The organism is Pseudolabrys sp. Root1462, assembly GCF_001426945.1.
Lineage (GTDB): Bacteria > Pseudomonadota > Alphaproteobacteria > Rhizobiales > Xanthobacteraceae > Pseudolabrys.
On the sequence record NZ_LMFS01000003.1, the window covers coordinates 146,418 to 171,670 of the forward strand.

Consider the following 25,253-nt stretch of genomic DNA (forward strand, 5'->3'; position numbering starts at 1 on the left):
TCCTCGTCAGGACCTCGGGCGGGCCGATCGGCCCGGGGCGGGGGCGTAGACATCCGGGCGAGAAAAGGCAAGCAAGAACTGGCGTTTAGGCCCGAATCTCGGCTACGCTCCGGCGACATAATGGCTCTCATGCGCAGCAAAACGCTGACCCGTCTCGTGGTCCGCCACCGCCCCGGCAATCCGCGCCAGGGCTGGCTGGTCGCCGGGCCCTTCACTCTGCCGGTGTCGCTCGGCCGCGGCGGCATCAAGGCAAATAAACGCGAAGGCGACGGCGGCACGCCGCGCGGCACTTTCAGGCTGAAGCGGCTATGGTGGCGCGCCGACCGCCAGCAACGGCCGGCAACGCAATTGCCGTCGCGGCGCATCGGCAGCGACGACGGCTGGTGCGAAGACCCCGGCTCGCGGCACTACAACCGTCCCGTGAAGGTGCCGCCCGGCTCGGCGGCCGATCGGCTGGCCCGCGCCGATCACCTCTACGATTTCATCATCGAGCTCGACCACAACACGCGGCCGCGCATCGCCGGCCGCGGCAGCGCCGTGTTCATCCATGCTGCGCGACCTCAGTTCGCGCCGACCGCCGGCTGCGTCGGCCTCGACCTCCGCGCCCTGCGCCGGCTGCTGACGCGGGTGGGGCCGCGGACGCGCATCATGGTTGAGTAAGTATTAACGACCTCGACAGGGTCACTTTCCCTTAAGCATGGCGACGCTCGAACGCCGCGGGCCCTGCCGAGTTAATAATCACCACATAATGCTTTGTTATTCACGTTGTTTCGGCCGAACCGTCGGCCTTCCCAGTTGAAGTGCGTCGAGATCCGATATGGACAGCGTTCTCCCGACTCCCGGCGCCATGTCCGCCGCCTCGCCAACGATCGGCCGCGTCATTGCCGTGACCGGCTCGCAGGCGAGCGTCGATCTGACCGGGCGTCCGCCGGGCGGCGAGATCCCGACCGTCGGCAAGTTCATGGCGCTGACCTCGGCCAAGGCCGTCATCGTCGCGCTGATCACCGATGTCGGCGAACAACCGGTGCCCGGCGCCACCGGCAGCGCCGCGTTCCGCAAGATCGCGCAGCTCGACCTCATCGGTGAAATCAAGACGGGCGGCGGCGCCCCGGGCTTTCAGCGCGGCGTCACCGAATATCCGAATATCGGCGATGCCGCCGCCATGCTGGCCGAACGCGAGCTGCGCCAGGTCTACGGCAATGCGGACGGCGATCACGCCAATATCGGCGACCTGCAGCAGAACGCGAAGATCGGCGTTCACATCGACATCGACAGCCTGGTCAGCCGCCACTTCGCCATTCTCGGCACCACCGGCGTCGGCAAATCGAGCGGCGTCGCCATCATCCTGCAGAAGATTCTCGATACGCGCCCAAACCTGCGCATCTTTCTGGTCGATCCGCACAACGAATACGGCCGCTGCTTCGGCGACAAGGCCAATGTGCTGAACCCGCGCAACCTGCGTCTGCCGTTCTGGCTTTTCAATTTCGAGGAGACGATCGACGCTTTCTTCGGCGGCCGGCCCGGCGTCGAGGAAGAAGTCGAGATCCTCTCCGAGGTGATCCCGCTGGCCAAGAGCGCCTACCTGCAGCTTCGCAATGGCGGCAGCGCCGCTGCGAGCGGCGGCAGCCTGCTCAGCAAGAAGAAGGAAACGCGCGACGCCGGCTTCACCGCCGACACGCCGGTGCCTTACCGCATCGAGGATCTGATCAGCGTTCTCGATGAGCGCATGGGCAAGCTGGAAAACCGGTCGCGCGCCTTCGTCTATAATCGGCTGATCGGCCGCATCCAGACGTTCCGCAATCACCCGCGCTACGCCTTCATGTTCGAGAACGCCAATATCGGCGGCGACACGATGGCGGAAATTATCGGCTCGCTGTTCCGGCTGCCGCCGAACGGCAAGCCGATGACCGTGATGCAGCTCGCCGGCTTCCCCGCCGAGGTGGTCGACTCGGTCGTGTCGGTGCTGTGCCGCATGGCCTTCGACTTCGGCCTGTGGAGCGACGGCGCCGCGCCGCTGCTGTTCGTCTGCGAAGAGGCGCACCGCTACGCGCCGGCCGACCGCAAGATCGGCTTCGGCCCGACCAAACGCGCGCTGTCGCGCATCGCCAAGGAAGGCCGCAAATACGGGGTGTTCCTCGGCCTGGTCACGCAGCGCCCGGCCGAAATCGACACCACCATCATCTCGCAGTGCTCGACTTTGTTCGTCATGCGCCTGTCGAGCGAAGGCGACCAGAAGCTGATCCGTTCCGCGGTGTCGGATGCGGCGGCGAGCCTGCTGGATTTCATCCCGTCGCTCGGCACCCGCGAAGTGTTCGCCTTCGGCGCCGGCGTCGCGCTGCCGACGCGCATGCGCTTCCTCGAACTGCCGCCGGAGAAGCGGCCGAACAGCGAAGCCTCGGGCTCGACGCGCTCCGACGCCGGCCTGAGCGTCAACCGCGACTTCCTGACGTCGGTGATCGAGCGCTGGCGCAACGCCAGCATGAGCCATCGCATGTCGGACGACATGTACGACGACACGCCGTCGCCGCTCGATTCGCCGTCGCTGCAGCCGGCGCAGCCGCAGGCTTCGCCGGCGGCTTATCCGCCGCAATATGCGCGCCCGGCAGCGCCCGCCGCCAATTACGCGCCGCCGCCTCCCGCGACGCCGACCGCGGCGCCGCGCGAAGGACTGCGCTCGAGCCTTCTGAAGAAACCGCTCGATTCGAGTCTCGGCAGCGGCAGCAGCGGCACGCCGGGCAAACCGATCCTGCCGTCGCGCTTCCGCTAAGCGGACGGCTATTTCCGGCCGACCAGATCGATCAGCGCCGACATGCCGCCGTGGCCGGCGCCTTCCTGGATCTCGGCGTCGTATTCGCGGATGTCGATCGCGGCAAAGTCGGCGAAAGCCGCTTCCAGCAATTCGCGCGTATAGAGATTCTCGATCTTCGACGGACCGCCGGTCTTGTACTCGAGCTGCTTGGGCCGATAGCCTTCGAGCAGCAGCAAGCCGCCCGGCTTCAGCGCCTGCTTGATGCCGGCGAAGATGTGGACGCGTTCGGCCGGCGTCGCGAACTGAAAGAAAATGCCGACGACGACGTCGAATTGCGCGGCCGGCCACGCCCAGGTCGTGAGGTCCGCCTGCTCGACGCGCAGCGTCACGCCGCGTTCGGCGGCGAGCTTGCGTGCTTTTTCCTGCGCCACCGGCGAGAAATCGAGCGACAGCACATCGAGCCCCTGCTCGGCGAGAAACACGCCGTTGCGGCCTTCGCCGTCGGCAATCGACAGCGCGCGCTGGCCTTTGTGCAGCAAATGCGCGTGGGCTTTGAGAAACGCGTTCGGCGCCGTGCCGAACAGATAGCCGGGCGCGGCGAACCGCTGCTGCCAGCGTTCGAACTCGGGCGAGCTGCTCATGCTTCCGCTCCCTTGAATGGCGGCCGCGTGCCGAAGATCGCGCTGCCGATGCGGACATGCGTTGCACCGAGTGCGATGGCATCGGCGAAGTCGGCGCTCATGCCCATCGACAGCAATTTCAAACCGTTGCGCTGCGCGATCTTGGCGGTGAGCGCGAAATGCGGAGCCGGCGCCTCATCGACCGGCGGAATGCACATCAGTCCGGAAATCGTCAGGCCGTAGGTCGCGCTGCAGGCCTTGATGAAAGCATCGGCATCCTGCGGCAACACGCCGGCCTTTTGCGCCTCGGCGCCGGTGTTCACCTGGACGAACAAAGTCGGCGACTTGCCGAGCTTCTCGACTTCCCTGGCCAGCGCTTCGCACAGGCTGGCGCGATCGACCGAATGAATGGCGTCGAACAATGCCACCGCTTCCCTGGCCTTGTTCGATTGCAGCGGCCCGATCAGGTGCAGCTCGATGCCGGAATATTTTTCGGTCAGCGCCGGCCATTTGCCCTTGGCTTCCTGCACGCGGTTCTCGCCGAACACGCGCTGGCCGGCTTCGATCACCGGCTCGATCGCCTCGGCCGGAAAAGTCTTCGACACCGCGACCAGCGTGACGCCGGCCGGGTCGCGCGCCGCATCCCTGCAAGCGCGCGCGATGTCAGCCCTGACGTGCGAGAGGCCGGATGCCGCCGTATCCATCTGATGCCGCCGGGGCGAGAACCCCGGCGCTCCACTGCGCTGTTCGGTCTGGACTAGCCAAGTGCGGCCACCCCGACAAGCCCTGCCAAAATCTCAGATAAACGGCCGCCGCTTGCGTGTCGGCGGCGTATCGCCGCCCGCCAGATCGGCCAGCGCGGCGCGGTCGAGCATTTCGAAGGTCCGCGCCTGCCAGCGAATGGACTTGGTCACCAGCAAGCGTTTGAGCGTCTTGTTGGTATGAACGAGCGACAGGCCGAGCGCATCGGCGAGATGCTGCTGGGTGATGGGAAGCTGGATCTTGCCGTCCTTCGTCAGCTTCAGTTCGTCCGCGCGATCGTAGAGAAACAACAGCAGATAGGCTACGCGTTCGAGCGCCGTGCGCCTGCCGACACTCACCAGATGTTCGTCGATGAGCTGCTCTTCGCGGGCCGCCAGCCAGGTGACATCGAAAGCCAGCGTGGGAAACTGCGAATACAATTCGTAAAGCCGCGCCCGCGGAAATACGCAGAGCCTTACCGGCGTCAACGCCTCGACCGAATGCTCCATCTCGTCCATGACCGCGCCCTGCAGGCCGACCATGTCGGCTGGCAACGCAAAGTTGAGGATCTGGCGACGGCCGTCGTCGAGCACCTTGTAGCGGAAGGCCCAGCCGGACAGCACGGTGAACAGGTGGTCGCTCTTCGAGCCCTCGCGCAGGAAGGTGGCGCCCGCCTCGAAATGCAGCTCGTCGCTCTTGAACCGCTGGACGAATTCGAGCTCGTCCGGCGCGAACTCGCGCAGGCACGGCAAACGCCGCAGCGGACACTGCTGGCAGGGCGTGACATAGCCGTTAGGCTTCGCGTTTACGGCGATCATCAGTAACTTTCAGCACGTCTTCTGCAAACCAGCCATGACAAATCCACGCCGCGGCCAAATACCCGGGGCGGTGTGTCTTTTTTAAATGCGCCGCGCCAATAACTGGTGGGAGAAGCCTCGGGTTCCGTTCCGGAAACAGAGGTTAATTCGATCGTGTCAGACGCGGACCACCCGCTCGCCGGCAAAAGAGGCCTGGTGCTTGAAGATGAATTCCTCATCGCACTCGACCTTGAGGAGCTGCTGCAGGGCGCCGGCGCCGAGATCGTCAGCGTCTCGCGCATCGAGCAGGCGCTCGACACTCTGCGCGATGGCGGCCATTTCGATTTCGCGGTTCTCGATCGGCACCTCGGCAGCACCACCAGCGCGAGCGTGGGGGCGGCCTGCGCCGACCGCAAGATTCCATTTCTCTACCTGACCGGCAGCCGCGGCAGCGGCAGGTCGGAGCAACCGGGCCCCGGCGCTCCGGTGGTCGAAAAGCCGTATCGGCCGGACGTTCTGATCGAGGCGATCCGCGGTCTGCTCGACGGCCGCTAGCCGCCCGGCGGCAACCAGCCCGTTGACCCTCCGCCCCGTTCCATGCCACCACCCGGGCTCCTGAAAAGAGCCTGAAATGACCGCCGATTCGAGCAAAACCGAGCGCTATAACGCCCGCGCCTCCGAGCCCAAGTGGCAAAAAGCCTGGGACGCGGCCGGCATCTACTTCACCAAAAACGACGACCCCAAGCCGAAATACTACGTCCTGGAGATGTTTCCCTACCCGTCGGGACGCATCCATATGGGTCACGTCCGCAACTACACGATGGGCGACGTGGTGGCGCGCTTCAAAAGCGCCATGGGCATGAACGTCCTGCACCCGATGGGCTGGGACGCCTTCGGCATGCCGGCGGAAAACGCCGCCATCGATCGCAAGGTCCACCCCAAGGAATGGACCTACGCCAACATCGCGGCGATGAAGAAGCAGCTCCAGTCCATGGGGCTGTCGCTCGACTGGGCGCGCGAAGTCGCGACCTGCGACCCGACTTACTACAAGCACCAGCAGAAGATGTTCCTGGACTTCCTCAAGGCCGGGCTGGTCGCGCGCGAATATCGCAAGGTGAACTGGGACCCGGTCGATCAGACCGTGCTCGCCAACGAGCAGGTGATCGACGGCCGCGGCTGGCGCTCCGGCGCGCTGGTCGAACAGCGCGATCTCTACCAGTGGGTGTTCAAGATCTCGGATTACGCCGAGGAGCTGCTGGAAGCGCTCGACACGCTCGACCGCTGGCCGGACAAGGTCCGGCTGATGCAGAAGAACTGGATCGGCCGCTCCGAAGGCCTGCTGGTCCGCTTCATGCTCGACACCGCGACGACACCGTCCGGCGAAACCGAGCTGGAGATCTTCACGACGCGGCCCGACACTTTGTTCGGCGCCAAGTTCATGGCGATCGCTCCCGATCATCCGCTGGCGCAGGCCGCGGCGGCGAAGAATCCGAAACTCGCCGACTTCATCGCGGAAGCCAAGCACATCGGCACGTCGCAGGAAGCGATCGACACCGCCGAGAAGATGGGCTTCGACACCGGCATCCGCGCCGTGCATCCGCTGGATCCGACGTGGAAGCTGCCGGTCTATGTCGCCAACTTCATCCTGATGGACTACGGCACCGGCGCCATCTTCGGCTGTCCGGCGCACGACCAGCGCGACCTCGACTTCGTCAACAAATACGGTCTCGGCAATACGCCGGTGGTGTTGCCGCCGGGCCAGGACCCGAACACCTTCGTCGTCACCGATGTCGCCTATGACGGCGGCGGCACGATGTTCAATTCGAAGAACGAGCTCGTCGATCTCAACGGCATGACGCCGCAGAAGGCGTTCGACAAGATCGCCAACCTGCTCGCGGCGACGACGCGCGGCAACCGGCCGGTGGCGCAGCGCCAGGTCAATTATCGCCTGCGTGACTGGGGTATTTCGCGTCAGCGCTACTGGGGCTGCCCGATCCCGGTCATTCACTGCGAGAAATGCGGCGTGGTGCCGGCGCCGGTCGAAAGCCTGCCCGTCAAGCTGCCGGACGACGTCACCTTCGACAAGCCGGGCAATCCGCTCGACCGTCATCCGACGTGGAAGAACGTCAAGTGCCCGTCATGCGGCGGCGATGCCCGCCGCGAGACCGACACCATGGACACCTTCGTCGACTCGTCCTGGTACTTCGCGCGCTTCACCGATCCGTGGAACGAGAACGCGCCGACGACGCCCGAGGTCGCCAATGCCTGGATGCCGGTCGATCAATATATCGGCGGCATCGAGCACGCGATTCTGCATCTCTTGTATTCGCGCTTCTTCACCCGCGCGATGAAGAAGACCGGCCACATCGGCATGGACGAGCCGTTCGCCGGCCTGTTCACGCAGGGCATGGTCGTGCACGAAACCTATCGCGACAAGGCCGGCAACTGGGTCGAACCGGCGAGCGTGACCATCGAGGGCATGGGTGACGCACGCACCGCCAAGCTGACGTCGAACGGCGAACCGATCGAGATCGGCTCGATCGAGAAGATGTCGAAGTCGAAGAAGAACACCGTCGATCCCGACGACATCATTGCATCCTACGGTGCCGACACCGCGCGCTGGTTCATGCTGTCCGATTCACCGCCGGAGCGCGATGTGATCTGGACCGAGGAAGGCGTGCAGGGCGCCTGGCGCTTCGTGCAGCGGCTGTGGCGTCTCATCGGCGAAGTCGCGGACGTGACTGCGCCCGGTGCAAAGCCTCAATCGTTCGGCGAGGATTCGCTCAAGCTGCGCAAGGCGGCGCACCGGGCGCTGAGCAATGTCAGCGACGACATCTCCAAGCTGCGCTTCAACCGCTGCGTCGCTCACATCTACGAATTCGCCAACGCGCTGTCCGATTCCATCGGCTCGGCCGAAACGGCGCCGTCGCCGGATTTCGCCTGGAGCCTGCGCGAGGCCGGCGACATCCTGGTCCGGCTGTTTCAGCCGATGATGCCGCACCTGGCCGAGGAGTGCTGGGCCGCGCTCGGCCACAAGACCCTCGTCGCCACCGAAATGTGGCCGGCGGTCGAGCCGGCGCTGCTGATCGAGACCTCGATCACCCTGCCGGTTCAGGTCAACGGCAAGAAGCGCGCCGACGTCACCGTGCCCCGCGAGGCCGGGAAGGACGAGATTGAGGCTGCCGTTCTGGCCCTCGATGAGGTAAAACGGGCGCTGGACGGCAAGAGCCCGAAAAAGGTCATCGTCGTACCGCAGAGGATCGTGAATGTCGTCGTCTAACGCCTCACGTCTGGTTCGGGCCGCGCTGGCGCTGGCGCTTGCCGGGCTCACCGCCGGTTGCTTCCAGCCGCTCTATGGCTCGTCATCGACCAGTCCGGGCGGGCCGGGCGTCGCGGACAAACTGAGCTCGGTCGAGGTCCTGCCGATCAATGCGCCGAACGGCACCCGCACCGCGCGCATCGGCGTCGAAGTCCGCAACGACCTGATCTCCAATCTCACCGGCGGCGGACCGGCGGCGACAACCGCCTACCAGCTCACCATCAACGTCAATGCCAGCACGCGCCAGGTGATCGTCGACATCAACAGCGCCCGCCCCGAAATCCAGAACTACGGCCTCGACGCCAGCTACTCGCTGAAGGAAGTCGGTACCGGCAAGGTGCTGTTCACCAGCCAGACCTTCGCGCGCGTGTCGTACAACATCCCCGGCCAGCAGCAGCGCTTCGCCGGCGACCGCGGCTTGCGCGATGCCGAGAACCGCGCCGCCAAGGTGATCGCCGACAATATCCGGAACCGGCTGGCATCGTTCTTCGTCGCGGGGACGTGAGCTCCTTTCCCTCCCCTTGTGGGAGAGGGTAAGAGAGAAACCATGACCGCCATCAAAGCCGCCGATGTCGATCGCTTCGTCGCCAGGCCCGATCCGCGCCTGCCGATCGTGCTGGTTTATGGACCGGATGCCGGCCTTGTGCGCGAACGCGTCGATGCCCTGGTCAAGGCCTCGGTCGATGACGTCAACGATCCGTTTTCCTTCGTCCGCATCGAAGGCGAAGACATCTCCGCCAATCCGTCGCGTCTGGTCGAGGAAGCGCACACTGTGCCGCTGTTCGGCGGCCGCCGCGCCGTCCTGGTGCGGCCGGGTTCGCGCAACATCGCCGCCTCGGTCGAACAGGTCATCGCCGCGCCGTCGGATGAATGCCGCATCATCATCGAAGCCGGCGACCTGAAGAAATCGTCGCCGCTGCGCGCGCTGATCGAGAAGGCGAAGGTCGCGGCGGCGCTGCCCTGTTACGTCGATAACGCCGCCGCGCTCGGCCGTCTCATCGACGATGAGATGACGGAAGCCGGGCTCACCATCGGGCTCGATGCGCGCACCGCGCTGCTCGGCCTGCTCGGCGGCGATCGCGCCGCGTCACGCAACGAGATCCGCAAGCTCGCACTCTACGCGCGCGGCAAGGAGCGCATCGAGATCGACGACGTCATGGCGGTGGTCGCCGACGCTTCCGCCCTGGCGCTCGACGGTGTGATCGACGCGGCTTTCTCCGGCAAAACGACCGACGTCGAAACCGAATTCGGCAAGGCGCGCGCCGGCGGTTCGTCGCCGGCGGCGATCATTTCCGCCACGATCCGTCACGTCGCCAACCTGCACAAGATGCGGCTCGCGATCGACGACGGCGACTCGGCCGAGTTCGCGATGAAGCGTGGCGCGCCGCCGGTACACTTCTCGCGCGAGCGCAAGGTCGGCGACGCGCTGCGCGCCTGGTCGGCCACCGGTCTGGTGCGCGCCATGGGCCAGCTCGCCGAAGCTTCGCTCGAGGCACGCCGCAACGCGCCGCTGGCTGACGCCATCGCCCAACGCGCGCTGCTGTCGCTCGCTGTCAGCGCGCGGCGCCGCGACGGCTGATGCCTGGCCCGCGCGGGCCGCACCGTTCAGTTACCATAACCTCGCCGGAGCGCCGACCGTTCGCCCCGCTCCTCTAGGCAGCGGCCGATGGAGCGGTTACGCTCATTCGATCCGAGGTCTTCAGGTTATGCGCGCCTTTGCGGGGATGATCGACACGATGGTGCGCCGGGGGCCCAGGCCCGGCTCCCTCGAGGCCTATGGAGTGGCGCTCGCCTGCGTGCTCGCCGCGACCCTGTTGCGTCTGCTCATCAATATCGTATCGCCGGACGCCGTACCCTTCGCCACGTTCTTTCCCGCGCTGTTGATCGCGACGCTGGCAGGCGGCCCCGCGGCCGGCGTGCTGGCCACCGTGCTCGGCGCCGTCGTGTCGTGGTGGCTGTTCATCGAGCCGCGCTTCGCCTGGATGCTCGCGAGCAAGGACCAGTTCGTCAGCGTTCTGCTCTACCTGTTCGCCGGCGGCCTGATCGTCTGGACGGCAAACCAGTATCGCGTCGTCATCGCCCGCATCGACGAAGAGGAAAAATACCGGCGGATCGTGGTCGATGAACTCAGCCACCGGGTGAAGAACAAGCTGGCCACGATCTACGCCATCCTGCGTCATGAATTGCGCGACCAACCGGACATCTGGGACAGCGTCTCCGGCCGGCTGCAGGCACTGGCGACGACGGACGATCTTCTGAGCCGCGGCGAGAACGGCGGCGTCAGCCTGCAGCAGATCCTGACGATGGAAATCGCGCCCTTCGGCGATGGCCGCGTTGTCATCGACGGACCGGATGTCGATCTGTTCGGCAAGCTGCCGACCGTGGTCGCGCTGGTGTTTCACGAGCTGGCGACCAATGCCGCCAAATATGGCGCGCTCTCGAGATCCGGCGGACAGATCCACGCCAGCCTGCGACAGGTGGACGACACGATCGAAATCGTCTGGCGCGAGCGCGCCGGTCCGGCCGTCGCCAAGCCGTTGCGGCGGAGTTTCGGCAGCAACCTTATCGAGCGCAGCCTCGACAGCTTCGGCGGCTCGGCCGAACTCGACTTCCAGCCCGACGGCGTCGTCTGCCGCATCGTGCTGCCGGCCGCACAGGCCAGCCCGCGCAGCACGGCCCCCGCGGTGGGCTGACGCCGGCCAAGGCCGCTTCCCCGCGCTCTTCTCGGCCAGGCCGCGCGCCGCAGTTGGGGACAGTCGCCCGGCACGAGCGCGCCGGGCCTCCCGCCGCCATGACAGATTTGTTATCGATTCGGGGCCGGACCTACGCTGTTTCCAGGCGCTGCCGTGGTGAAAATAGCCCATGCTTCTGGTCAAGACTTACCTCGATAAGAGCTCGATCCATGGCCTCGGCGTTTTTGCCGCCGAACGGATACCGAAGGGCGCGAAGATCTGGCGCTTCGTGGAAGGCTTCGATCGCTGCTACACGCCGAAGCAGTTCGCACGCCTGCCGAAGGCGGCGCGCGAGTTCCTGAAGAACTATGCGTACAAAGTCGACGGCGAAATCCTGTTCACGGTCGACAACGACCACCACATGAACCACGCCGAGAAGCCGAACACCGTGTTGCGCGGCGGCTATGTTATCGCCGCCACCGACATCCCCAAGGGCGCCGAGATCACCAACGACTACCGGGAGTTCGATCCGGCCTTGTGCGCCGCGTTTCTCAAGAAACCGGCGAACAGCAAGGCGCTCAATGGCAAGGCACTCAATGGCAAGGCCATGAACGGCAAGCTGCACAAGAAGCTGAATGGCCGGGCTGGCGCGAAGCGCATGGCGCCATCATCGCGGGGCGCGCCGCAGGCGCGAGCCCGGAATCCATAGCAACGGGCGCGTGACTGCTCCGCGCGGGAAGCAGTCTGATCGGTTGTTTTTACGCGCGCGTTACGGAACCGGGCGGCAAAGATAATGCGCGGTTAGCGTCGTTCGCGACCTCTTCTTAACATTCCGGGCTCAAGGTCCGCCGTCGCGGGCGGCGCACGAACGGAATGTTTCATGAGCCATCATTGGTCGACGGCAGTCGTGGCCGCATGGGCCATCGCCCTGCCTGGCCTCGCGCAGGCCGAAGGCTGGCAATACTGCCTCGCCTTGTCGCATGCCGAACAGCGCGCCTATGTCACGAACGTCGCAGTCGAGCGGCCGGGCGCCGAAGGCGCCTTCTCGCGATTGATAACGGAGGCGGGCCTGGAATTCGATGTGGTGCAGTGTCCGCGCGCCGACGATCACTTGTCGCTGGTGGTGATGCGGGACTATGCGATGCGGTACAACAACCAGGTCGGCATGACCGTGGTGCGCTTGCCGGCAACCGGCTTCGCCCAGGCGCACCGTTGATAAGGCCGCTGCGTCACGGAGCCTTGGATGAAGCGCCGCGGGGTCCGGGATCATCGCTGCCGCATGGCGCGCGCTTCATGCGGTCTCGGGCTTCAAAATAAACGGCCGGGACATGCCCGGCCGTATTCAGAACATTCGTAGCTGGAAAAGCGTCACGCCGCCCCCAGCTTCCGCAACACGCCATCGAGCTGATCGAGATCGGTGAACTTGATGTGCAAGGTGCCCTTCTCGCCCTTGGCATCAATCGACACCTCGAGGCCGAGCGCGTCGGTCAGTCGCTTCTCCAGCGCGCGCGTGTCGGGATCTTTCTGCTTGGCGACACCCGCGGCGATCTTCTTCATCTGAAGATCCATGGTGGCGTCGCCAGGCTTGGCGTTGTCGTCGCGCACCCACTCCTCGAGCTGACGCACGCTCATGGTCTCGTCGACCGCCATCTCGGCCAGCACTTGCGCGTTGGCATGACCGACCAGCAGGCGCGCGTGACCGGCCGACAGCTTGCCTTCGCGCACCATGCGCTTGACTGCATCGGGCAGCTTCAGCAGGCGCACGAGGTTGGCGATATAAGGCCGGCTCTTGCCGACGATCTGCGCCACCTGCTCCTGGGTGTGATTGCACTGCTCCATGAGCGCCACGTAACCGGCCGCTTCCTCGATCGGATTGAGGTCGGCGCGCTGGACGTTCTCGATGATCGCGAATTCGAGCGACTGCACGTCGGTCGCATCGACAATCGCGATCGGCACTTCATGCAGGCCCGCGCGCTGCGCCGCGCGCCAACGCCGTTCGCCGGCGATGATCTCGTACTCGTTGTCGGGCAACTGCCGCACGACGATCGGCTGAATGATGCCGCGCTCCTTGATCGAGTCGCTGAGCTCGGCGAGCTGCGCTTCGGTGAAGTCGCGGCGCGGATTGCGCGGGTTCGGATGAATCTTTTCGATCGGCGCCTTGCGCGGGCGACGCGGCGCGTTGTCGGCCGCCGGAGCGTCCTGCGCCACTTCACCCATCAGCGAGGCAAGCCCACGCCCCAGTCGCGAATGATCCGCCATCGACGCTGCTCCCGATGCCATCAACTCTACCTCGTGCCGTTTCTTTTTGTCGTCATCTGAATGACCGCTGTCATGCCTGCGAACGCGGTCATGCAGGCGGTCCATCCGCTCTGAAATGCTCATGCCATCAAGGTACGCAGACGCCGCGATTTCACGCGGCAATGGCCGTCGCAAGATTTAGCCCGCCTTCAATGCGCGCTCGCGCTGGATGATCTCGGTGGCGAGGCGCAAGTAGGCTTCGCTGCCGACGCATTTGAGATCGTAGACCAGCACCGGCTTGCCGTAAGACGGCGCTTCGGAAATACGCACGTTGCGCGGGATCACCGTTTCGTAAACCTGCTTGCCCATGAACTGACGAACATCGGCGACGACCTGGTTGGCCAGGTTGTTGCGCGAGTCGTACATCGTCATGACGATGCCGTGGATCGACAGATCCGGATTGAGATTCTTCTTCACCTCTTCGACGGTCTTGAGAAGCTGCGACAGACCCTCGAGTGCGAAGAACTCGCACTGCATCGGCACCAGGATCGAGTTCGCCGCCGCCATGGCGTTGACCGTGATCAGGTTCAGCGACGGCGGGCAATCGACCAGCACGTAGGTGAAATTGAAGGCGGGCGAGCCGTTGTTGATGTTGTTGAGCGCGGTGCGCAGGCGGAAGGCGCGGTCGCGCTGCTGACCGATCTCGAGCTCGAGACCGGACAAGTCCATGGTCGACGGCGCGAGATGCAGCTTCGGCACCGCGGTCGGGATCACGGCGTCGCGCATCGGCGCCTGGCCGGCGAGCACGTCGTAAGTCGAGACGCCCCGCTCCTTGTGCTGAATGCCGAGGCCGGTCGAGGCGTTGCCTTGCGGGTCGAGGTCAACGATCAGAACGTGCTCGCCGATCGCCGCGAGCGCGGTGCCGAGATTGATCGCCGTCGTCGTCTTGCCGACGCCGCCCTTCTGATTGGCGATGGCAATGACGCGCGGGCCTGGTCCCGGCGCGGCCGGGGCGACGGGCTTTTCAAACGGCACCACCTGGGGGCCGGACTGCAAGGTGGGATCGGACGTGTCGGTCATTGGCTTAGTCCTACAGGCGGGAGGGCCTGAATATATGGTCAGCGCGCGGTCAGGTGGCGGACAACGACGATACAGCCATCGCGACTCGTCTTGCTCGGCACCGTTTGCATCTCGATTTTCCAATATTTAGAGGCTTCGGTCAATTCGGCCTCTACATCTAGTCCTTTCGCGAACAGGCCAATGGCCCCGCGCTCGATCAGAGGAAACGCTTGATCGCACAAGGTTTTCAATGGGGCGAGTGCCCGCGCACTGACCACATCCACGCTGTTCACAGTGCCGGCGACAAATTTTTCGATTCGTTCGGCATGGACTTGCGCCGGGACCCCGGTTGCGCGGATGGCCTCACGGAGGAACGCAGCCTTCTTGCCGTTGCTCTCGACCAGGTGGACCAGGGCGCCCGGTTTGCCGGCGAGCACGCAGGCCACCGGGATGGCCGGAAAGCCGCCGCCGGATCCGAGATCGACCCAAGTCGTTGCGTCTGAAACCAGTTCGACGAACTGCAGCGAGTCTGCAACGTGCCGCGTCCAGATGTGCGGGATGGTCGAAGGCGCGATGAGGTTGGTCGTCTGCTGCCATTTCAGCAGCAGGTCGACATAGATCTCCAGCCGCTGCTGTGTTTCACGTGAAACAGGCGTGAGCGCCAGCGCTTGGGCCTTATCGGCGTCGAGTTCGCTCGCGCCCTGCCCCGGCTTGCTCACGGCTGACTGGCGGACTTCCTGCCGCGACCACGCTTGACGTGGGCCACGACCAGCGTCAGCGCCGCCGGCGTGATGCCGTCGATCTTCGCGGCATGCCCGATGGTGCGCGGCTGGTGCTTGATCAGCTTCTGCTTGGCCTCGTTGGATAGGCCCGGCAATGCCGCGTAATCGATGCTTTCCGGCAGCGCGAAGCCTTCGTCGCGGCGATAGGCCTCGATGTCGGCGTTTTGACGGCTGAGATAGACCTCGTACTTGGCGTCGATCTCGATCTGCTCGGCGATAGCCGGCTTGAGGGCGCCGAACTGCGGCCAGATCCGCGCCAGGTCGGTCACCGAGATGGCCGGATAGGACAGCAACTCGAACGCGGTGCGGCGCTGACCGTCCTGATTGAGGGTTAGGCCGTGCTTTTCGGCCTCCTTCGGCGTCAGCGACACCGAACGGGCGAAGGCCCTGGCCTCATCCAGCGCGTCCTGCTTGGTCCGATGAAAGGCGGCCCGCCCCGGCCCGACGCAGCCGATCGCGATGCCCCTGTCGGTGAGCCGCTGGTCGGCATTGTCCGCCCGCAGCCGCAGCCGATATTCGGCGCGCGAGGTGAACATCCGATAGGGCTCGTTGACACCCCGGGTGGTGAGGTCATCGATCATCACACCCAGATAGGACTCGGCGCGGTCAAAGGTGACCTCGGCGCTGCCCGACGCCAAGGCTGCTGCATTCAAGCCGGCCAGAAGCCCCTGCGCCGCGGCCTCTTCATAGCCCGTGGTGCCGTTGATCTGTCCGGCCAGGAAGAGCCCGGCGAGCTGTTTGGTCTCCAAGGTCAGCTTGAGCTGACGCGGATCGACGAAATCGTACTCGATGGCGTAGCCTGGCCGGACGATCCGGGTCTTTTCCAGGCCCGGGATCGAGGCGACGATGGCCGCCTGGACCTCTTCCGGCAGCGAAGTCGAGATGCCGTTGGGGTAAACGGTCGTATCGTCGAGCCCTTCCGGCTCCAGGAAGATCTGGTGGCCGTCGCGCTCGCCAAAACGGACGATCTTGTCCTCGATCGACGGGCAATACCGCGGCCCGGTCGAGGCAATTTGGCCGGAATACATCGGCGAGCGGTGGACGTTGGCGCGAATGACCTCATGGGTCGCCGGCGTCGTCCGGGTAATGCCGCATTCGATCTGCCGGGTCGTGATTCGCTCGGTCAGCATCGAGAACGGCTCCGGCGGATCGTCGCCAGGCTGCATCTCAAGCGCCTGCCAGTCGATGGTCGAGCCATCGAGACGCGGCGGCGTCCCGGTCTTGAGGCGGCCGAGGGTCAGACCGGCCCGCTCCAGGGTCTTGGACAAGTCCAAGGCCGGCGCCTCGCCGACCCGGCCGGCCGGGATCTGCTTTTCGCCGATATGAATGAGACCACGCAGGAAGGTGCCGGTGGTCAAAACAACTGCTGCGGCGGCGATTTCCCGGCCGTCGGCGAAGCGAACACCCGCGACGCGACCGTCTTTCACGATCAGATCGTCGGCTTCGGCCTCGATCACCTCGAGATTGGACGTGGCCTGGATCGCCGCCTGCATCGCCGCAGCGTAGAGCTTGCGGTCAGCCTGGGCACGCGGGCCGCGCACCGCGGGACCCTTGCGGCGATTGAGAACCCGGAACTGGATGCCGCCCTGGTCGGCGACGCGGCCCATCAGGCCGTCGAGCGCGTCGATCTCGCGGACAAGATGGCCCTTACCCAGCCCGCCGATCGCCGGATTGCAGGACATGGCACCGATGGTGGCGAACTTGTGCGTCACCAGCGCCGTCCGAGCGCCCATGCGGGCGGCCGCGGCCGCGGCTTCACAGCCGGCGTGGCCGCCGCCGATTACGACGACGTCGAACTTTGATTGAGTCTCGCCCATGGACGGTCCTTTAGCGGACCGGCCGGGGGCGGTCAAAATCTTCGCAGCGCCAATGTTTCACGTGAAACATCCGTCGCGTGGCCGTCATTTGCCGATGCAGAAATCGCGGAAAATAACGTCCAGGACGTCCTCCACGTCAACGCGCCCCAAAAGGCGGCCGAATTCCACAGCCGCCTGCCGTAGTTCTTCGGCCAGGAGTTCCTCCTGACCCTCGCCCTTTCCGCCGCCAAACTGGCTCAGGGTACCGGACAAGATATGCTGCACTGCAACAAGAACTTGGCGGTGCCGTTGGCGAGTGACGAGGGCCTGCTCGGCGCCGGCGAGCTGGCCCTCGGAAAACTGAAACAGAGCCGTCAGCAGCCCATCAAATCCAGCGCCGGTATGTGCGGATACAATGAACTCATGTTCAAATATAGAAGTGACGCCATTTTCATTCTTATAAGACGTTGATCCAAATGCAGTTCTGGCGATGTGCGTTGGAGTGAGTTGCACTTCATTACTAGGTGAACGTCCCGCTAACGGCTCCTTTGCCGCCAAATCGGTGCCCTGGTCGGTAACCGGCTCTCCTGGCAAATTCTGCCCGCGTCCCGAAGGGTGCGTCTTCTTATTACGCAGCAAAGCAGCGGCGGCCGGCGCCAGAAGGTCGATCTTGGTGGTCACGCGCCAAACAGGCGCTTTCCGGTCGCGGGCAACACCGATGGCCGCATCGGGCTCTCCCTCATTGTCCGTGGCATCGGTCAGCCAAAGCACCAGGTCGGCCGCCGCGGCGCGGGCGCGCGCCCGGCGCACTCCCTCCATCTCGACCGGGTCGCCGGTCTCCCGGATACCGGCGGTATCCAGCAACGTCACCGGAAAGCCGCCGAGATCGAGATGCACCTCGATCACATCGCGGGTGGTGCCGGCGTGCGGCGAAACGATCGCGACTTCGCGCTGCGCCAGGCGATTAAGCAACGTCGATTTGCCAGCGTTCGGCGGCCCGGCGATGGCCACCACCAATCCTTCACGCAACCGTTCACCGCGGCCGCCGTCAGCCAGTGCGGTGCCGATTTCGTCGCGCAGTTCCTGCACGATGGCGAGCGCCGGCCCGACCAGCTCCTCCGGAACATCGGCCTCGTCGGAAAAATCGATGCGGGCCTCGACCAGCGCCAGCGCCTGGATCAGCCGCTTGCGCCAGGTCTCGGCGCGATCGCCGAGCAGGCCCTTCATCTGCCGGAACGCCTGCCGACGCTGGCCCTCGGTCTCGGCCGCGACCAGATCGGCGAGGCCTTCGACGGCGGTCAGGTCGAACTTGCCGTTTTCGAAGCCGCGCCGCGTGAACTCGCCCGGCTCCGCCATGCGCAGGCCATCGATCTGGCCGAGCGCGTCGAGAACAGCGGCAATCACCGCCGGCCCGCCATGGGCTTGGAGTTCCGCAACATCCTCGCCGGTCTCGCTGTTCGGCCCCGGAAACCACAGCACCAGCGCTTCATCGATGATTTCGCCGGAACGCGGATCGCGCATGCGCGCCAGCTTCGCCTGGCGCGGCGGCGGCACCCTGACGCCGAGTGCCTCGAGCGCGGCGCCGGCGCGCGGTCCGGAAATACGGATCACCGCGATCGCAGCGGGCGGCCGGCCGGACGAGAGGGCGAAGATGGTGGCGTGCTTAGCAGCGGACATGATGCTGCAGGCAAACGCTCGTTGCGGCCAGACGTCAAGATACCATCGCCGCCGGGCCGGCTGCGCTATCTCGGCGGCATCAAGCGGCGGCGCCGCAATCACCAGCGGACGCGCGAGCGAAACTCACGCCGTGGCGGAAGCTGCAGGTTCCCCGGCCACCGCCACGCAATCGATCTCGAGATCGAATGGCCCCGGCCAGGAATGGATGAACATGAAGATCCGCGACGGATCGTTGCCAGGGAAATAGCGATCATAGACGGCGTTGAAAGTCGCGAAACGCTGCTCCCCCGGTGTGCAATAGACATTGCACTTGATGACATTGGCTAATGATGAACCGGCGGCTTCGAGGCAGGTCTTGAGCTGCTCCATCACGATTTCGCTCTGGCGCCCGAAGGACGCCGGCCTGATCTCACCGGATTGGGGATCGAATGGCGGCAGGCCCGAAAGATATACAAAGCCGTTGGCGATCGTGACCGGATGCGCCACACCCCGTTGCCTGTAGCGTTCCAGATATGTCGAAATCGGCTCGACGCGCATGCGCTTGATCATGGTGCTTCTCCCTTTCAGGCAAGCACCCTAGCAATGCAGCCCGACCACATGGTTCGGCCGCGGACGAACTATCCGTAACCGCGCCCCGGATTGGCTGCTACCGCGAGCGACCCACATAGGCCATGCACTCGAGCTCGAGCTGCGCGCCGAGCGCAAGACCGTTGCAGCCGAAAGCCGAGCGCGCGGGCAGGCGGTCCGCATCGAAGTAAGTCACATAAACGTTGTTGAACGCCGGCCATTGCGACATGTCGGCAAGCATCACCGTCACCTTGAACACGTCCGCGAAGGAGAGACCGTTCTCTTTCAGCACCGCGGCGATGTTGTCCATTGTCTGCCGCGCTTCGGCTTCCATCCCGCCCGGGACCAGTTCGAGCGTGCCCGGTCTGTTGCCGAGCTGGCCCGACAAATAGAGCACATCGCCGACCTGCACCGCCTGGCTGAACGGCAGCTTCAAAGCCCTGGCACCCGGCGCATTGATGAACTTCACGGGCTTCTCCCAATGATGCGACGCCGTCTCCTGGCGTCAATGTCAAACCAAACCCAGCCATGATAGCGTATCTTTTCTGCACCGATTAACCGCGACCGGCACCCATGATCGATCTTCTTGCCTCCAGCATCGTCGCGGTCTTTACGGGACTCCTGAGCGGGCCCAGCGCCATGGCGACACCCTTCGGGATCTGGCAACGCGCCGATGCGCAGATCGAGGCGCGATTCTATCCGTGCGGCGACAAGCTCTGTGCCCGCGTCACAGCGGCGAAGGACAAGACCGCACGGGTCAGAAGTGGAACGGCCCTGATCCAAAGCGCCGCCAAGACCGGGCACAATATGTGGGAAGGACCTGTGCTCGACATCGACAGCAGCAGGACTGTCGCCGGCGTGATTACCTTGCAGGGGTCCGAGACGCTGAGCCTCAAAGGCTGCACCGCGACTGTGTTCTGCCGCATCGATACCTGGCATCGCGTCAAGTAGTCCGCGTCGAGGGCGCCTCCGCCCGCAGGCTCCGATCGCAGGACAGCCCCCGCAATGCGGAATCGAATTATGCGCCGCGGATATTCAATCCGCTCGGCAATTGCTGTTACACTGACCGCAATCAAAAGCAGGAGGAAACGATGGCACCAACGATCAGGTTGGCTTCAGGCATTGCCGCTCTCTCTTCGCTGTTGCTGCTCACGGTCGGCGCCCAGGCCGCCGAGCCCTATGGCACATGGCTGCGGCCTTCCACCGGCACTCAGGTGAGCTTCTATGCCTGCGGCGGCAAACTATGCGCGCGCGTCGCCGCGGTGAAGGACGAGAGCCGCAAGAAAGAGATCGGCACCGTCATCATGAAGGGTGCGGCGAAAAGCGGCGACAATGTCTGGAAGGGCGATCTGCTCGACGTCGAATCCGGCAAGACCTATTCCGGCGTGGTGACGCTGGAAAGCGCCAACGCGCTCAATCTCAAGGGTTGTGTCGCCATGGTGCTGTGCCGCGGCGAGACCTGGCAGCGGGTGAAGTAAGAGGAAGAGCCTTCTCTTCTCCAGCCGTCCCCACGCAAAACCGTCCAAAGGACGGCGTTCTTTCAGAACGCCTATGGCGGGGACCCATATCCCCTGTCTTTCCGTTATCCGAGACGTTAGTGGATATGGGTCCCGGCTCGCGCCAAGTGGCGCTTGGCCGGGACGACCGCGGAGAAACTCCGATGACAGCAGGTGACTTCAGCCACACCAATCGCCTCGCCGCGGCGACGTCGCCTTATCTGCTGCAGCATCAACACAACCCGGTGGACTGGTGGCAGTGGGGGCCGGAGGCGCTGGCCGAAGCGAAAGCCTCAAACCGACCGATCCTGCTGTCGGTCGGCTACGCGGCCTGTCACTGGTGCCATGTCATGGCGCATGAGAGCTTCGAGGACGAAGCCACTGCGGCGGTGATGAACGCGCTGTTCGTCAACATCAAGGTCGATCGCGAGGAACGCCCCGACATCGACCAGATCTACATGAACGCGCTGCATCTGCTCGGCGAGCAGGGCGGCTGGCCGCTCACCATGTTTCTGACGCCGGCCGGCGAGCCAGTGTGGGGCGGCACTTATTTTCCGAAGGAATCGAAATTCGGCCGCCCGGCCTTCACCGACATCCTGCGCGAGGTGTCGCGGCTGTTTCGCGAGGAGCCGGCCAAGATCGAACAGAACCGCGCCGCGCTGCTGGCGCGGCTGAGCGAAACGGCGCGGCCGGAGGGCAAGGTGACCATCGGGCTCAAGGAGCTCGACGCGGCCGCCAAACGGCTCGGCAATGCCTTCGACACCGGCAATGGCGGCCTGCGCGGCGCGCCGAAATTTCCGCAGGCCTCGCTCTACGAGTTTTTGTGGCGGGCAGGGGACCGCGGCGGCGATACGCGTTTCTTCGACCTCGTCGATTTCACGCTCGCCCACATCTGCGAAGGCGGCATCTACGACCACCTCGGCGGCGGCTTCGCCCGATACTCGGTCGACGAGTATTGGCTGGTGCCGCATTTCGAAAAGATGCTCTACGACAACGCCCAGCTGCTCGACCTCCTTGCTGCAGCGTGGGCCCGCAGCAAAAACCCGCTCTTCCGCACGCGCGCCGCCGAAACGGTGGGCTGGCTGCAGCGGGAAATGACCAACGTAAACAAGGCCTTCTGCTCGTCTCTGGACGCCGATTCCGAGGGCGAAGAGGGCAAATTCTATGTCTGGTCGCTGGCCGAGATCCGCGCGATTCTGGGCGCAGATGCCGATTATTTCGCACTGCAATATGACGTCAGCGACGAAGGCAACTTCGAAGGCCACAACATCCTCAATCGGCTCAAGCACTTACCGCGCAACATAGGGGTCGAGGGGGGACCAGCACCGGACGAGGACCGCCTTGCCATGTTGCGCGGTAAGCTACTGAAAGAGCGCGAGAATCGGGTCAGGCCCGGACTCGACGACAAGGTGCTGGCGGACTGGAACGGGCTAACGATTGCAGCCCTGGTCCACGCCGGAACCGTGTTCGAGGAACCGGAGTGGGTCGGCATTGCGCAGCAAGCTTATGATTTCATTGCCAAAGAGATGACGCGTGGCGACCGTCTAGGGCACTCCTGGCGAGATGCCCGGCTGCTGCTGCCCGGGCTGGCGTCGGATTTCGCCTCCATGATCCGGGCGGCTCTGGCGCTCAACGAGGCGACGGGGGACGCGGCCTATCTGCATCAGGCCCTGGTCTGGCAGGCGGCACTCGACCGCCACTATGCCAACCCGGCCAATGGCGGCTACTTCCTCACCGCCAACGACGCCGAGGGCCTGGTGGTGCGCCCGGCCGCTACCAATGACGATGCGACGCCCAATCCGAATTCGGTCGCAGCGGAAAATCTGGTGCGGCTCGCGGCGCTGACCGGCGACGACCAGTGGCGGGCCCGAGCCGACACACTGCTCGAAGGCATCCTCGCCACCGCGCAGCAAAACCTGTTCGGCCACGTCGCGCTGCTCAACGCGCTCGATTTCCGCCTGCGCGCGGCAGAGATCGTCTGCACCGGGCCGGAGGCGGAGGCCTTCGCGCGCGAGGCGCTGAAGCTGCCGCATCTCTCCCGCATTGTGTTGCGCGCATCGTCGGCAGAGGCGCTGCCGCCGTCGCATCCGGCACAGGAGAAGGTGAAGGCGGTGTCGGGCAGCGCGGCGTTTGTCTGTGTCGGCGAGCGCTGTTCGCTGCCGGTGACCGAACCGGGCAAGATCGCGGCGGCGGTGGCGGCGATGGCGTAGCCCCTCGCTCCGTTCGTTCCCGCGAAAGCGGGAATCCAGAAGGCCACGGGCTTGGGTCCCCGCTTTCGCGGGGACGAGCGGAGAATGAGGAAGCCTCTTGCCCTCAACTCGCGCGCTTCATTTCATTCCGCGCCAGCCACGAACTCCACGGCGCCGGCGCGATCAGGCCATCGCTGACGCGCACCGGCCAGATCACATTCTTCTCGTCCATGCGGCCGATCACCGACGGCTTGTGCAGATGCTGGTTGACCGCATCGAGCCGCACGTCGAAGCCGGACGGGGCGCGGATCGAACGCCCGGCCATGGCGCCGCGCACCGTGCGCGGATCGGTGGTGCCGGCGGCGGCGACCGCCTGGGTCCAGAGCTGGAAGCCGATCCAGGTCGCTTCCATCGGGTCGTTGGTGATCGCGGCTTCGTCGCCGGTGAAGCGGCGCCATTCGGCGATGAAGGCGCGGTTCTCAGGCGAGTCGAGGGTGTGCAGATAATTCCACGCCACCATGTGGCCGATCAGGTTGCGCTCGTGCAGCGCCGGCATTTCAGCTTCGCCCAGCGACAGGCTCATGACCGGCAGGATGTCGGCATCGAGGCCCTGACGCGCGCGCTCGCGGAAGAAGTGCACGTTGGAGTCGCCGGACAAGGTGGCGATGATGGCGCCGTCCTTGCCGCAGAACTTGCGGATGCGATGCACGGTATCGCGCCAGTTGGTTTCGTTGAACGGCGTATAGAGCTCATCGACGGCGGCATCATCGATGCCATGTGCGCCGGCGAGATAATTCCGGATGATGGCGTTGGTGGTGCGCGGATAGACGTAGTCGGTGCCGACCAGGAAGAAGCGGCGGCGGCCCATGTCGATCAAATGATCGACCGCGGGCAGCGCCTGCTGCTGCGGCGTCGCGCCGGTGTAGATGACGTGCGGCGATTGCTCCTCGCCTTCGTACTGGCTCGGATAGAACAGCAGCGCATCGTGCCGCGCCAGCACCGGCAGCACGGCTTTGCGCGAGGCAGAAGTCCAGCAGCCGAATATCGCCGCGACATTGTGCTCGCCGAGCAAGGCCTCGGCCTGTCCGGCATAGGCTTGCGTGTCGGAGCGCGGATCCATGATCGCGGCTTCGACCGGACGACCGAGCAGGCCGCCGGCCTCATTGAGCTTCTCGATCATCATCACCAGCAATTGCTGCAGCGGCCGTTCGCTGGCGGTGAGGGTCCCGGAGAGCGAATGCAAGACGCCGACCTTGATCGAGCCGTGATCGAGATCGGCGAAGTAGCGCCCCACCGAATTCGTCAGCGATTGCGCGCGCGTCATCAGGTCGTCGGCGGTGGCCAGCACCGCATCGCCGGCATCGGCAACGTCGGCGACGACCGAACGAATGCTCGGCAGCGCGTCGCACACCATCGCCGCGACCTTGTGCGCGTCCGTGCCGATGCGATCGAGCTTGGCAATCTGCTGCTCCATCAGGCGCGTCACGTTCTCGTTGACGTGGCTCATGGCGGCGACGCTCTGATCGACCGCCACGATCGCCTGTGCGGCTTCGCCCACTGCGGCCTGGATATCGTGGACCTGCGTGGAGACCTCACGGGTCGCCTGCTCTGTCCGACGCGACAGTTCCTTCACCTCGGCGGCGACCACGGCAAAGCCGCGCCCGGATTCACCGGCGCGCGCCGCCTCGATGGTGGCATTGAGCGCCAGCAGCGAAGTCTGCTGCGCGATCGCCTGGATAAGCTTGATGACCTGCTCGATGCGACCGGCGGCGAGGCCGAGATTCCGCATGGTCTCGTCGGCGCGCGTCAGCTCGGTCACGGTACGCCGGGTGGCCTCGCGCGCTGCCTCGACCTGACGCGAGGAATCCACCGCCAGCGCCTGTACGTCCTGCGCGGCAGCGGCAACGCCGGCGACCTCTTCGGCAGCCCGCGCCGCCGCGTCGGAAGAAGCCATCACCTGCTGCGCCATCAGCCGGTTGGTCTTGGTCAGTTCACCGGCGGTGCCGCGAATACGCTCGCCGGCCTGGGTGAAGGCGGTGACCACGTCATCGATGGCGCGGCGGAAATTGCCGGTGAAGAAATGGCGGCCGGCATGATGCAGCCGCGCTTCGGTCTCGCGTCGGTTCTGATCGACCGAGACGGTATCGGCTTCGATCAGCGCGCTGCGGATGCGGTCCGCGGTCTCGCCGAAACTCTGCATCGCGCCATCGCCGATGGTCTCCGGCAGGCTGGTATAGCGATCGCCGCCGGCGATGGCGCTGATGGCGCCGATCACCGCGGCCAAACGGCCATCGGCATACATGCCGACCAGCAAGGCGCCGCCAAGCGCTGTCGCCAGCGCGGCGAGCGGCGACTGCCACAGCTGAAACACGCCGAGGACAGCGGCGCAGACAATGAATACCGGCGCCGCGATCCACAGCGCGGGTCGCGGCATTCGATAGCGGGTGCGGGCTGACATTCCGGGCTCGGATGGAGAAATATCCAGCCATCAAATTCGCCCGAATATGGTTTCCAATTCCTTTTCGCAGTTGCGATAGGACCGCATCAATTA

At 65.1% G+C, this 25,253-nt stretch carries 23 protein-coding genes; 12 read left to right on the forward strand and 11 right to left on the reverse strand.

Translation table 11 applies throughout. The annotated features are described in order from the left end of the window. Positions 1–129: 129 nt before the first annotated feature. Together ASD45_RS17370 and ASD45_RS17375 are read left to right on the forward strand one after the other, a co-directional pair. Complete coding sequence (locus ASD45_RS17370; RefSeq protein WP_082541079.1) at positions 130–660, forward strand: L,D-transpeptidase family protein; 531 nt, start codon at positions 130–132, stop codon at positions 658–660. A gap of 157 nt (positions 661–817) precedes the next feature. Further along, positions 818–2,767 carry an ATP-binding protein gene (locus ASD45_RS17375; protein ID WP_244485515.1) on the forward strand — a complete coding sequence of 650 codons (1,950 nt, stop codon included), beginning with the start codon at positions 818–820 and terminating at the stop codon, positions 2,765–2,767. Between the two features lie 8 nt (positions 2,768–2,775). Here ASD45_RS17375 and ASD45_RS17380 read toward each other — a convergent pair whose 3' ends face one another. The 3 genes from ASD45_RS17380 to ASD45_RS17390 all read right to left on the reverse strand — a co-directional run bounded on the left by ASD45_RS17380 (position 2,776) and on the right by ASD45_RS17390 (position 4,928). After that, on the reverse strand, positions 2,776–3,390 hold the full coding sequence (locus ASD45_RS17380) for a class I SAM-dependent methyltransferase (protein WP_056912956.1): 615 nt from the start codon (positions 3,388–3,390) through the stop codon (positions 2,776–2,778). After that, positions 3,387–4,073: a YggS family pyridoxal phosphate-dependent enzyme gene (locus ASD45_RS17385; protein WP_056912957.1), complete on the reverse strand. Its 687-nt coding sequence runs from the start codon at positions 4,071–4,073 to the stop codon at positions 3,387–3,389. Before ASD45_RS17385 ends, ASD45_RS17380 begins: the two co-directional genes overlap by 4 nt. 93 nt (positions 4,074–4,166) lie before the next feature. Next, positions 4,167–4,928, reverse strand: coding sequence for a Crp/Fnr family transcriptional regulator (locus tag ASD45_RS17390; RefSeq protein WP_056912958.1), 762 nt, complete (start codon positions 4,926–4,928; stop codon positions 4,167–4,169). A 153-nt stretch (positions 4,929–5,081) separates the two neighbouring features. Here ASD45_RS17390 and ASD45_RS17395 point away from each other — a divergent pair, with 153 nt between their 5' ends. The 7 genes from ASD45_RS17395 to ASD45_RS17425 all read left to right on the forward strand — a co-directional run bounded on the left by ASD45_RS17395 (position 5,082) and on the right by ASD45_RS17425 (position 12,114). Further along, positions 5,082–5,462, forward strand: a complete 381-nt coding sequence (locus ASD45_RS17395; RefSeq protein WP_056912959.1) for a response regulator — start codon at positions 5,082–5,084, stop codon at positions 5,460–5,462. 76 nt (positions 5,463–5,538) lie between these two features. After that, the gene (gene leuS / locus ASD45_RS17400) at positions 5,539–8,187 is read left to right on the forward strand and encodes a leucine--tRNA ligase (protein WP_056912960.1); all 2,649 of its coding nucleotides are present in this window, start codon (positions 5,539–5,541) and stop codon (positions 8,185–8,187) included. Next, on the forward strand, positions 8,174–8,731 hold the full coding sequence (gene lptE / locus ASD45_RS17405; RefSeq protein ID WP_056912961.1) for an LPS assembly lipoprotein LptE: 558 nt from the start codon (positions 8,174–8,176) through the stop codon (positions 8,729–8,731). Before leuS ends, lptE begins: the two co-directional genes overlap by 14 nt. Positions 8,732–8,773: 42 nt before the next feature. Further along, on the forward strand, positions 8,774–9,805 hold the full coding sequence (gene holA, locus ASD45_RS17410) for a DNA polymerase III subunit delta (protein WP_056912962.1): 1,032 nt from the start codon (positions 8,774–8,776) through the stop codon (positions 9,803–9,805). A 127-nt stretch (positions 9,806–9,932) separates the two neighbouring features. Next, entirely contained in the window at positions 9,933–10,919 is a 987-nt protein-coding gene (locus tag ASD45_RS17415) for an HWE histidine kinase domain-containing protein (protein ID WP_082541002.1), read from the forward strand. Positions 10,920–11,088: 169 nt separating this feature from the next. Then, positions 11,089–11,607, forward strand: a complete 519-nt coding sequence (locus ASD45_RS17420; RefSeq protein ID WP_056912964.1) for an SET domain-containing protein — start codon at positions 11,089–11,091, stop codon at positions 11,605–11,607. A gap of 171 nt (positions 11,608–11,778) precedes the next feature. After that, positions 11,779–12,114, forward strand: coding sequence for a hypothetical protein (locus ASD45_RS17425; protein WP_056912965.1), 336 nt, complete (start codon positions 11,779–11,781; stop codon positions 12,112–12,114). Between the two features lie 152 nt (positions 12,115–12,266). On the opposite strand, the gene ASD45_RS17430 is transcribed toward ASD45_RS17425, so the two are convergent. From ASD45_RS17430 to ASD45_RS17460, 7 genes are all read right to left on the reverse strand, one after another. Further along, positions 12,267–13,157: a ParB/RepB/Spo0J family partition protein gene (locus ASD45_RS17430; protein ID WP_056912966.1), complete on the reverse strand. Its 891-nt coding sequence runs from the start codon at positions 13,155–13,157 to the stop codon at positions 12,267–12,269. Between the two features lie 177 nt (positions 13,158–13,334). Beyond that, positions 13,335–14,216: a ParA family protein gene (locus ASD45_RS17435; RefSeq protein WP_082541003.1), complete on the reverse strand. Its 882-nt coding sequence runs from the start codon at positions 14,214–14,216 to the stop codon at positions 13,335–13,337. 38 nt (positions 14,217–14,254) lie between these two features. Then, on the reverse strand, positions 14,255–14,914 hold the full coding sequence (gene rsmG, locus ASD45_RS17440; protein WP_056912967.1) for a 16S rRNA (guanine(527)-N(7))-methyltransferase RsmG: 660 nt from the start codon (positions 14,912–14,914) through the stop codon (positions 14,255–14,257). Then, the gene (gene mnmG, locus ASD45_RS17445; protein ID WP_056912968.1) at positions 14,911–16,794 is read right to left on the reverse strand and encodes a tRNA uridine-5-carboxymethylaminomethyl(34) synthesis enzyme MnmG; all 1,884 of its coding nucleotides are present in this window, start codon (positions 16,792–16,794) and stop codon (positions 14,911–14,913) included. Before mnmG ends, rsmG begins: the two co-directional genes overlap by 4 nt. 84 nt (positions 16,795–16,878) lie before the next feature. Beyond that, the gene (gene mnmE, locus ASD45_RS17450) at positions 16,879–18,450 is read right to left on the reverse strand and encodes a tRNA uridine-5-carboxymethylaminomethyl(34) synthesis GTPase MnmE (protein ID WP_056913576.1); all 1,572 of its coding nucleotides are present in this window, start codon (positions 18,448–18,450) and stop codon (positions 16,879–16,881) included. A 123-nt stretch (positions 18,451–18,573) separates the two neighbouring features. Continuing rightward, positions 18,574–18,999: a RidA family protein gene (locus tag ASD45_RS17455; RefSeq protein ID WP_156380964.1), complete on the reverse strand. Its 426-nt coding sequence runs from the start codon at positions 18,997–18,999 to the stop codon at positions 18,574–18,576. Positions 19,000–19,096: 97 nt separating this feature from the next. Next, complete coding sequence (locus ASD45_RS17460) at positions 19,097–19,486, reverse strand: RidA family protein (RefSeq protein WP_056912969.1); 390 nt, start codon at positions 19,484–19,486, stop codon at positions 19,097–19,099. Positions 19,487–19,590: 104 nt separating this feature from the next. Between ASD45_RS17460 and ASD45_RS17465 the strand changes: the two genes are divergently transcribed. The 3 genes from ASD45_RS17465 (at position 19,591) to ASD45_RS17475 (ending at position 22,723) form a co-directional block, all read left to right on the forward strand. Beyond that, positions 19,591–19,968 carry a DUF2147 domain-containing protein gene (locus ASD45_RS17465; RefSeq protein ID WP_056912970.1) on the forward strand — a complete coding sequence of 126 codons (378 nt, stop codon included), beginning with the start codon at positions 19,591–19,593 and terminating at the stop codon, positions 19,966–19,968. A 140-nt stretch (positions 19,969–20,108) separates the two neighbouring features. After that, positions 20,109–20,495: a DUF2147 domain-containing protein gene (locus tag ASD45_RS17470; protein WP_082541004.1), complete on the forward strand. Its 387-nt coding sequence runs from the start codon at positions 20,109–20,111 to the stop codon at positions 20,493–20,495. 182 nt (positions 20,496–20,677) lie between these two features. After that, a complete protein-coding gene (locus tag ASD45_RS17475; RefSeq protein WP_056912972.1) occupies positions 20,678–22,723 on the forward strand; it encodes a thioredoxin domain-containing protein in 2,046 nt (681 codons plus the stop codon). Positions 22,724–22,826: 103 nt separating this feature from the next. Here ASD45_RS17475 and ASD45_RS23145 read toward each other — a convergent pair whose 3' ends face one another. Next, the gene (locus tag ASD45_RS23145; protein WP_082541005.1) at positions 22,827–25,160 is read right to left on the reverse strand and encodes a transporter substrate-binding protein; all 2,334 of its coding nucleotides are present in this window, start codon (positions 25,158–25,160) and stop codon (positions 22,827–22,829) included. Between the last annotated feature and the right edge of the window lie 93 nt (positions 25,161–25,253).

Excerpts from the sequence above, each read along its gene's own strand:
- ASD45_RS17370 (WP_082541079.1), top strand. The coding sequence starts at position 130 with ATGCGCAGCAAAACGCTGACCCGTCTCGTGGTCCGCCACCGCCCCGGC.
- ASD45_RS17475 (WP_056912972.1), top strand. The coding sequence starts at position 20,678 with ATGACAGCAGGTGACTTCAGCCACACCAATCGCCTCGCCGCGGCGACG.
- holA (WP_056912962.1), top strand. The coding sequence starts at position 8,774 with ATGACCGCCATCAAAGCCGCCGATGTCGATCGCTTCGTCGCCAGGCCC.
- ASD45_RS17435 (WP_082541003.1), bottom strand. The coding sequence starts at position 14,216 with ATGACCGACACGTCCGATCCCACCTTGCAGTCCGGCCCCCAGGTGGTG.
- mnmE (WP_056913576.1), bottom strand. The coding sequence starts at position 18,450 with ATGTCCGCTGCTAAGCACGCCACCATCTTCGCCCTCTCGTCCGGCCGG.
- ASD45_RS17385 (WP_056912957.1), bottom strand. The coding sequence starts at position 4,073 with ATGGATACGGCGGCATCCGGCCTCTCGCACGTCAGGGCTGACATCGCG.
- lptE (WP_056912961.1), top strand. The coding sequence starts at position 8,174 with ATGTCGTCGTCTAACGCCTCACGTCTGGTTCGGGCCGCGCTGGCGCTG.
- ASD45_RS17420 (WP_056912964.1), top strand. The coding sequence starts at position 11,089 with ATGCTTCTGGTCAAGACTTACCTCGATAAGAGCTCGATCCATGGCCTC.
- ASD45_RS17415 (WP_082541002.1), top strand. The coding sequence starts at position 9,933 with ATGCGCGCCTTTGCGGGGATGATCGACACGATGGTGCGCCGGGGGCCC.
- ASD45_RS17470 (WP_082541004.1), top strand. The coding sequence starts at position 20,109 with ATGGCACCAACGATCAGGTTGGCTTCAGGCATTGCCGCTCTCTCTTCG.
- ASD45_RS17455 (WP_156380964.1), bottom strand. The coding sequence starts at position 18,999 with ATGATCAAGCGCATGCGCGTCGAGCCGATTTCGACATATCTGGAACGC.
- ASD45_RS17425 (WP_056912965.1), top strand. The coding sequence starts at position 11,779 with ATGAGCCATCATTGGTCGACGGCAGTCGTGGCCGCATGGGCCATCGCC.
- ASD45_RS17430 (WP_056912966.1), bottom strand. The coding sequence starts at position 13,157 with ATGGCGGATCATTCGCGACTGGGGCGTGGGCTTGCCTCGCTGATGGGT.
- ASD45_RS17375 (WP_244485515.1), top strand. The coding sequence starts at position 818 with ATGGACAGCGTTCTCCCGACTCCCGGCGCCATGTCCGCCGCCTCGCCA.
- mnmG (WP_056912968.1), bottom strand. The coding sequence starts at position 16,794 with ATGGGCGAGACTCAATCAAAGTTCGACGTCGTCGTAATCGGCGGCGGC.
- ASD45_RS17390 (WP_056912958.1), bottom strand. The coding sequence starts at position 4,928 with ATGATCGCCGTAAACGCGAAGCCTAACGGCTATGTCACGCCCTGCCAG.
- ASD45_RS17380 (WP_056912956.1), bottom strand. The coding sequence starts at position 3,390 with ATGAGCAGCTCGCCCGAGTTCGAACGCTGGCAGCAGCGGTTCGCCGCG.
- ASD45_RS23145 (WP_082541005.1), bottom strand. The coding sequence starts at position 25,160 with ATGTCAGCCCGCACCCGCTATCGAATGCCGCGACCCGCGCTGTGGATC.
- leuS (WP_056912960.1), top strand. The coding sequence starts at position 5,539 with ATGACCGCCGATTCGAGCAAAACCGAGCGCTATAACGCCCGCGCCTCC.
- ASD45_RS17465 (WP_056912970.1), top strand. The coding sequence starts at position 19,591 with ATGATCGATCTTCTTGCCTCCAGCATCGTCGCGGTCTTTACGGGACTC.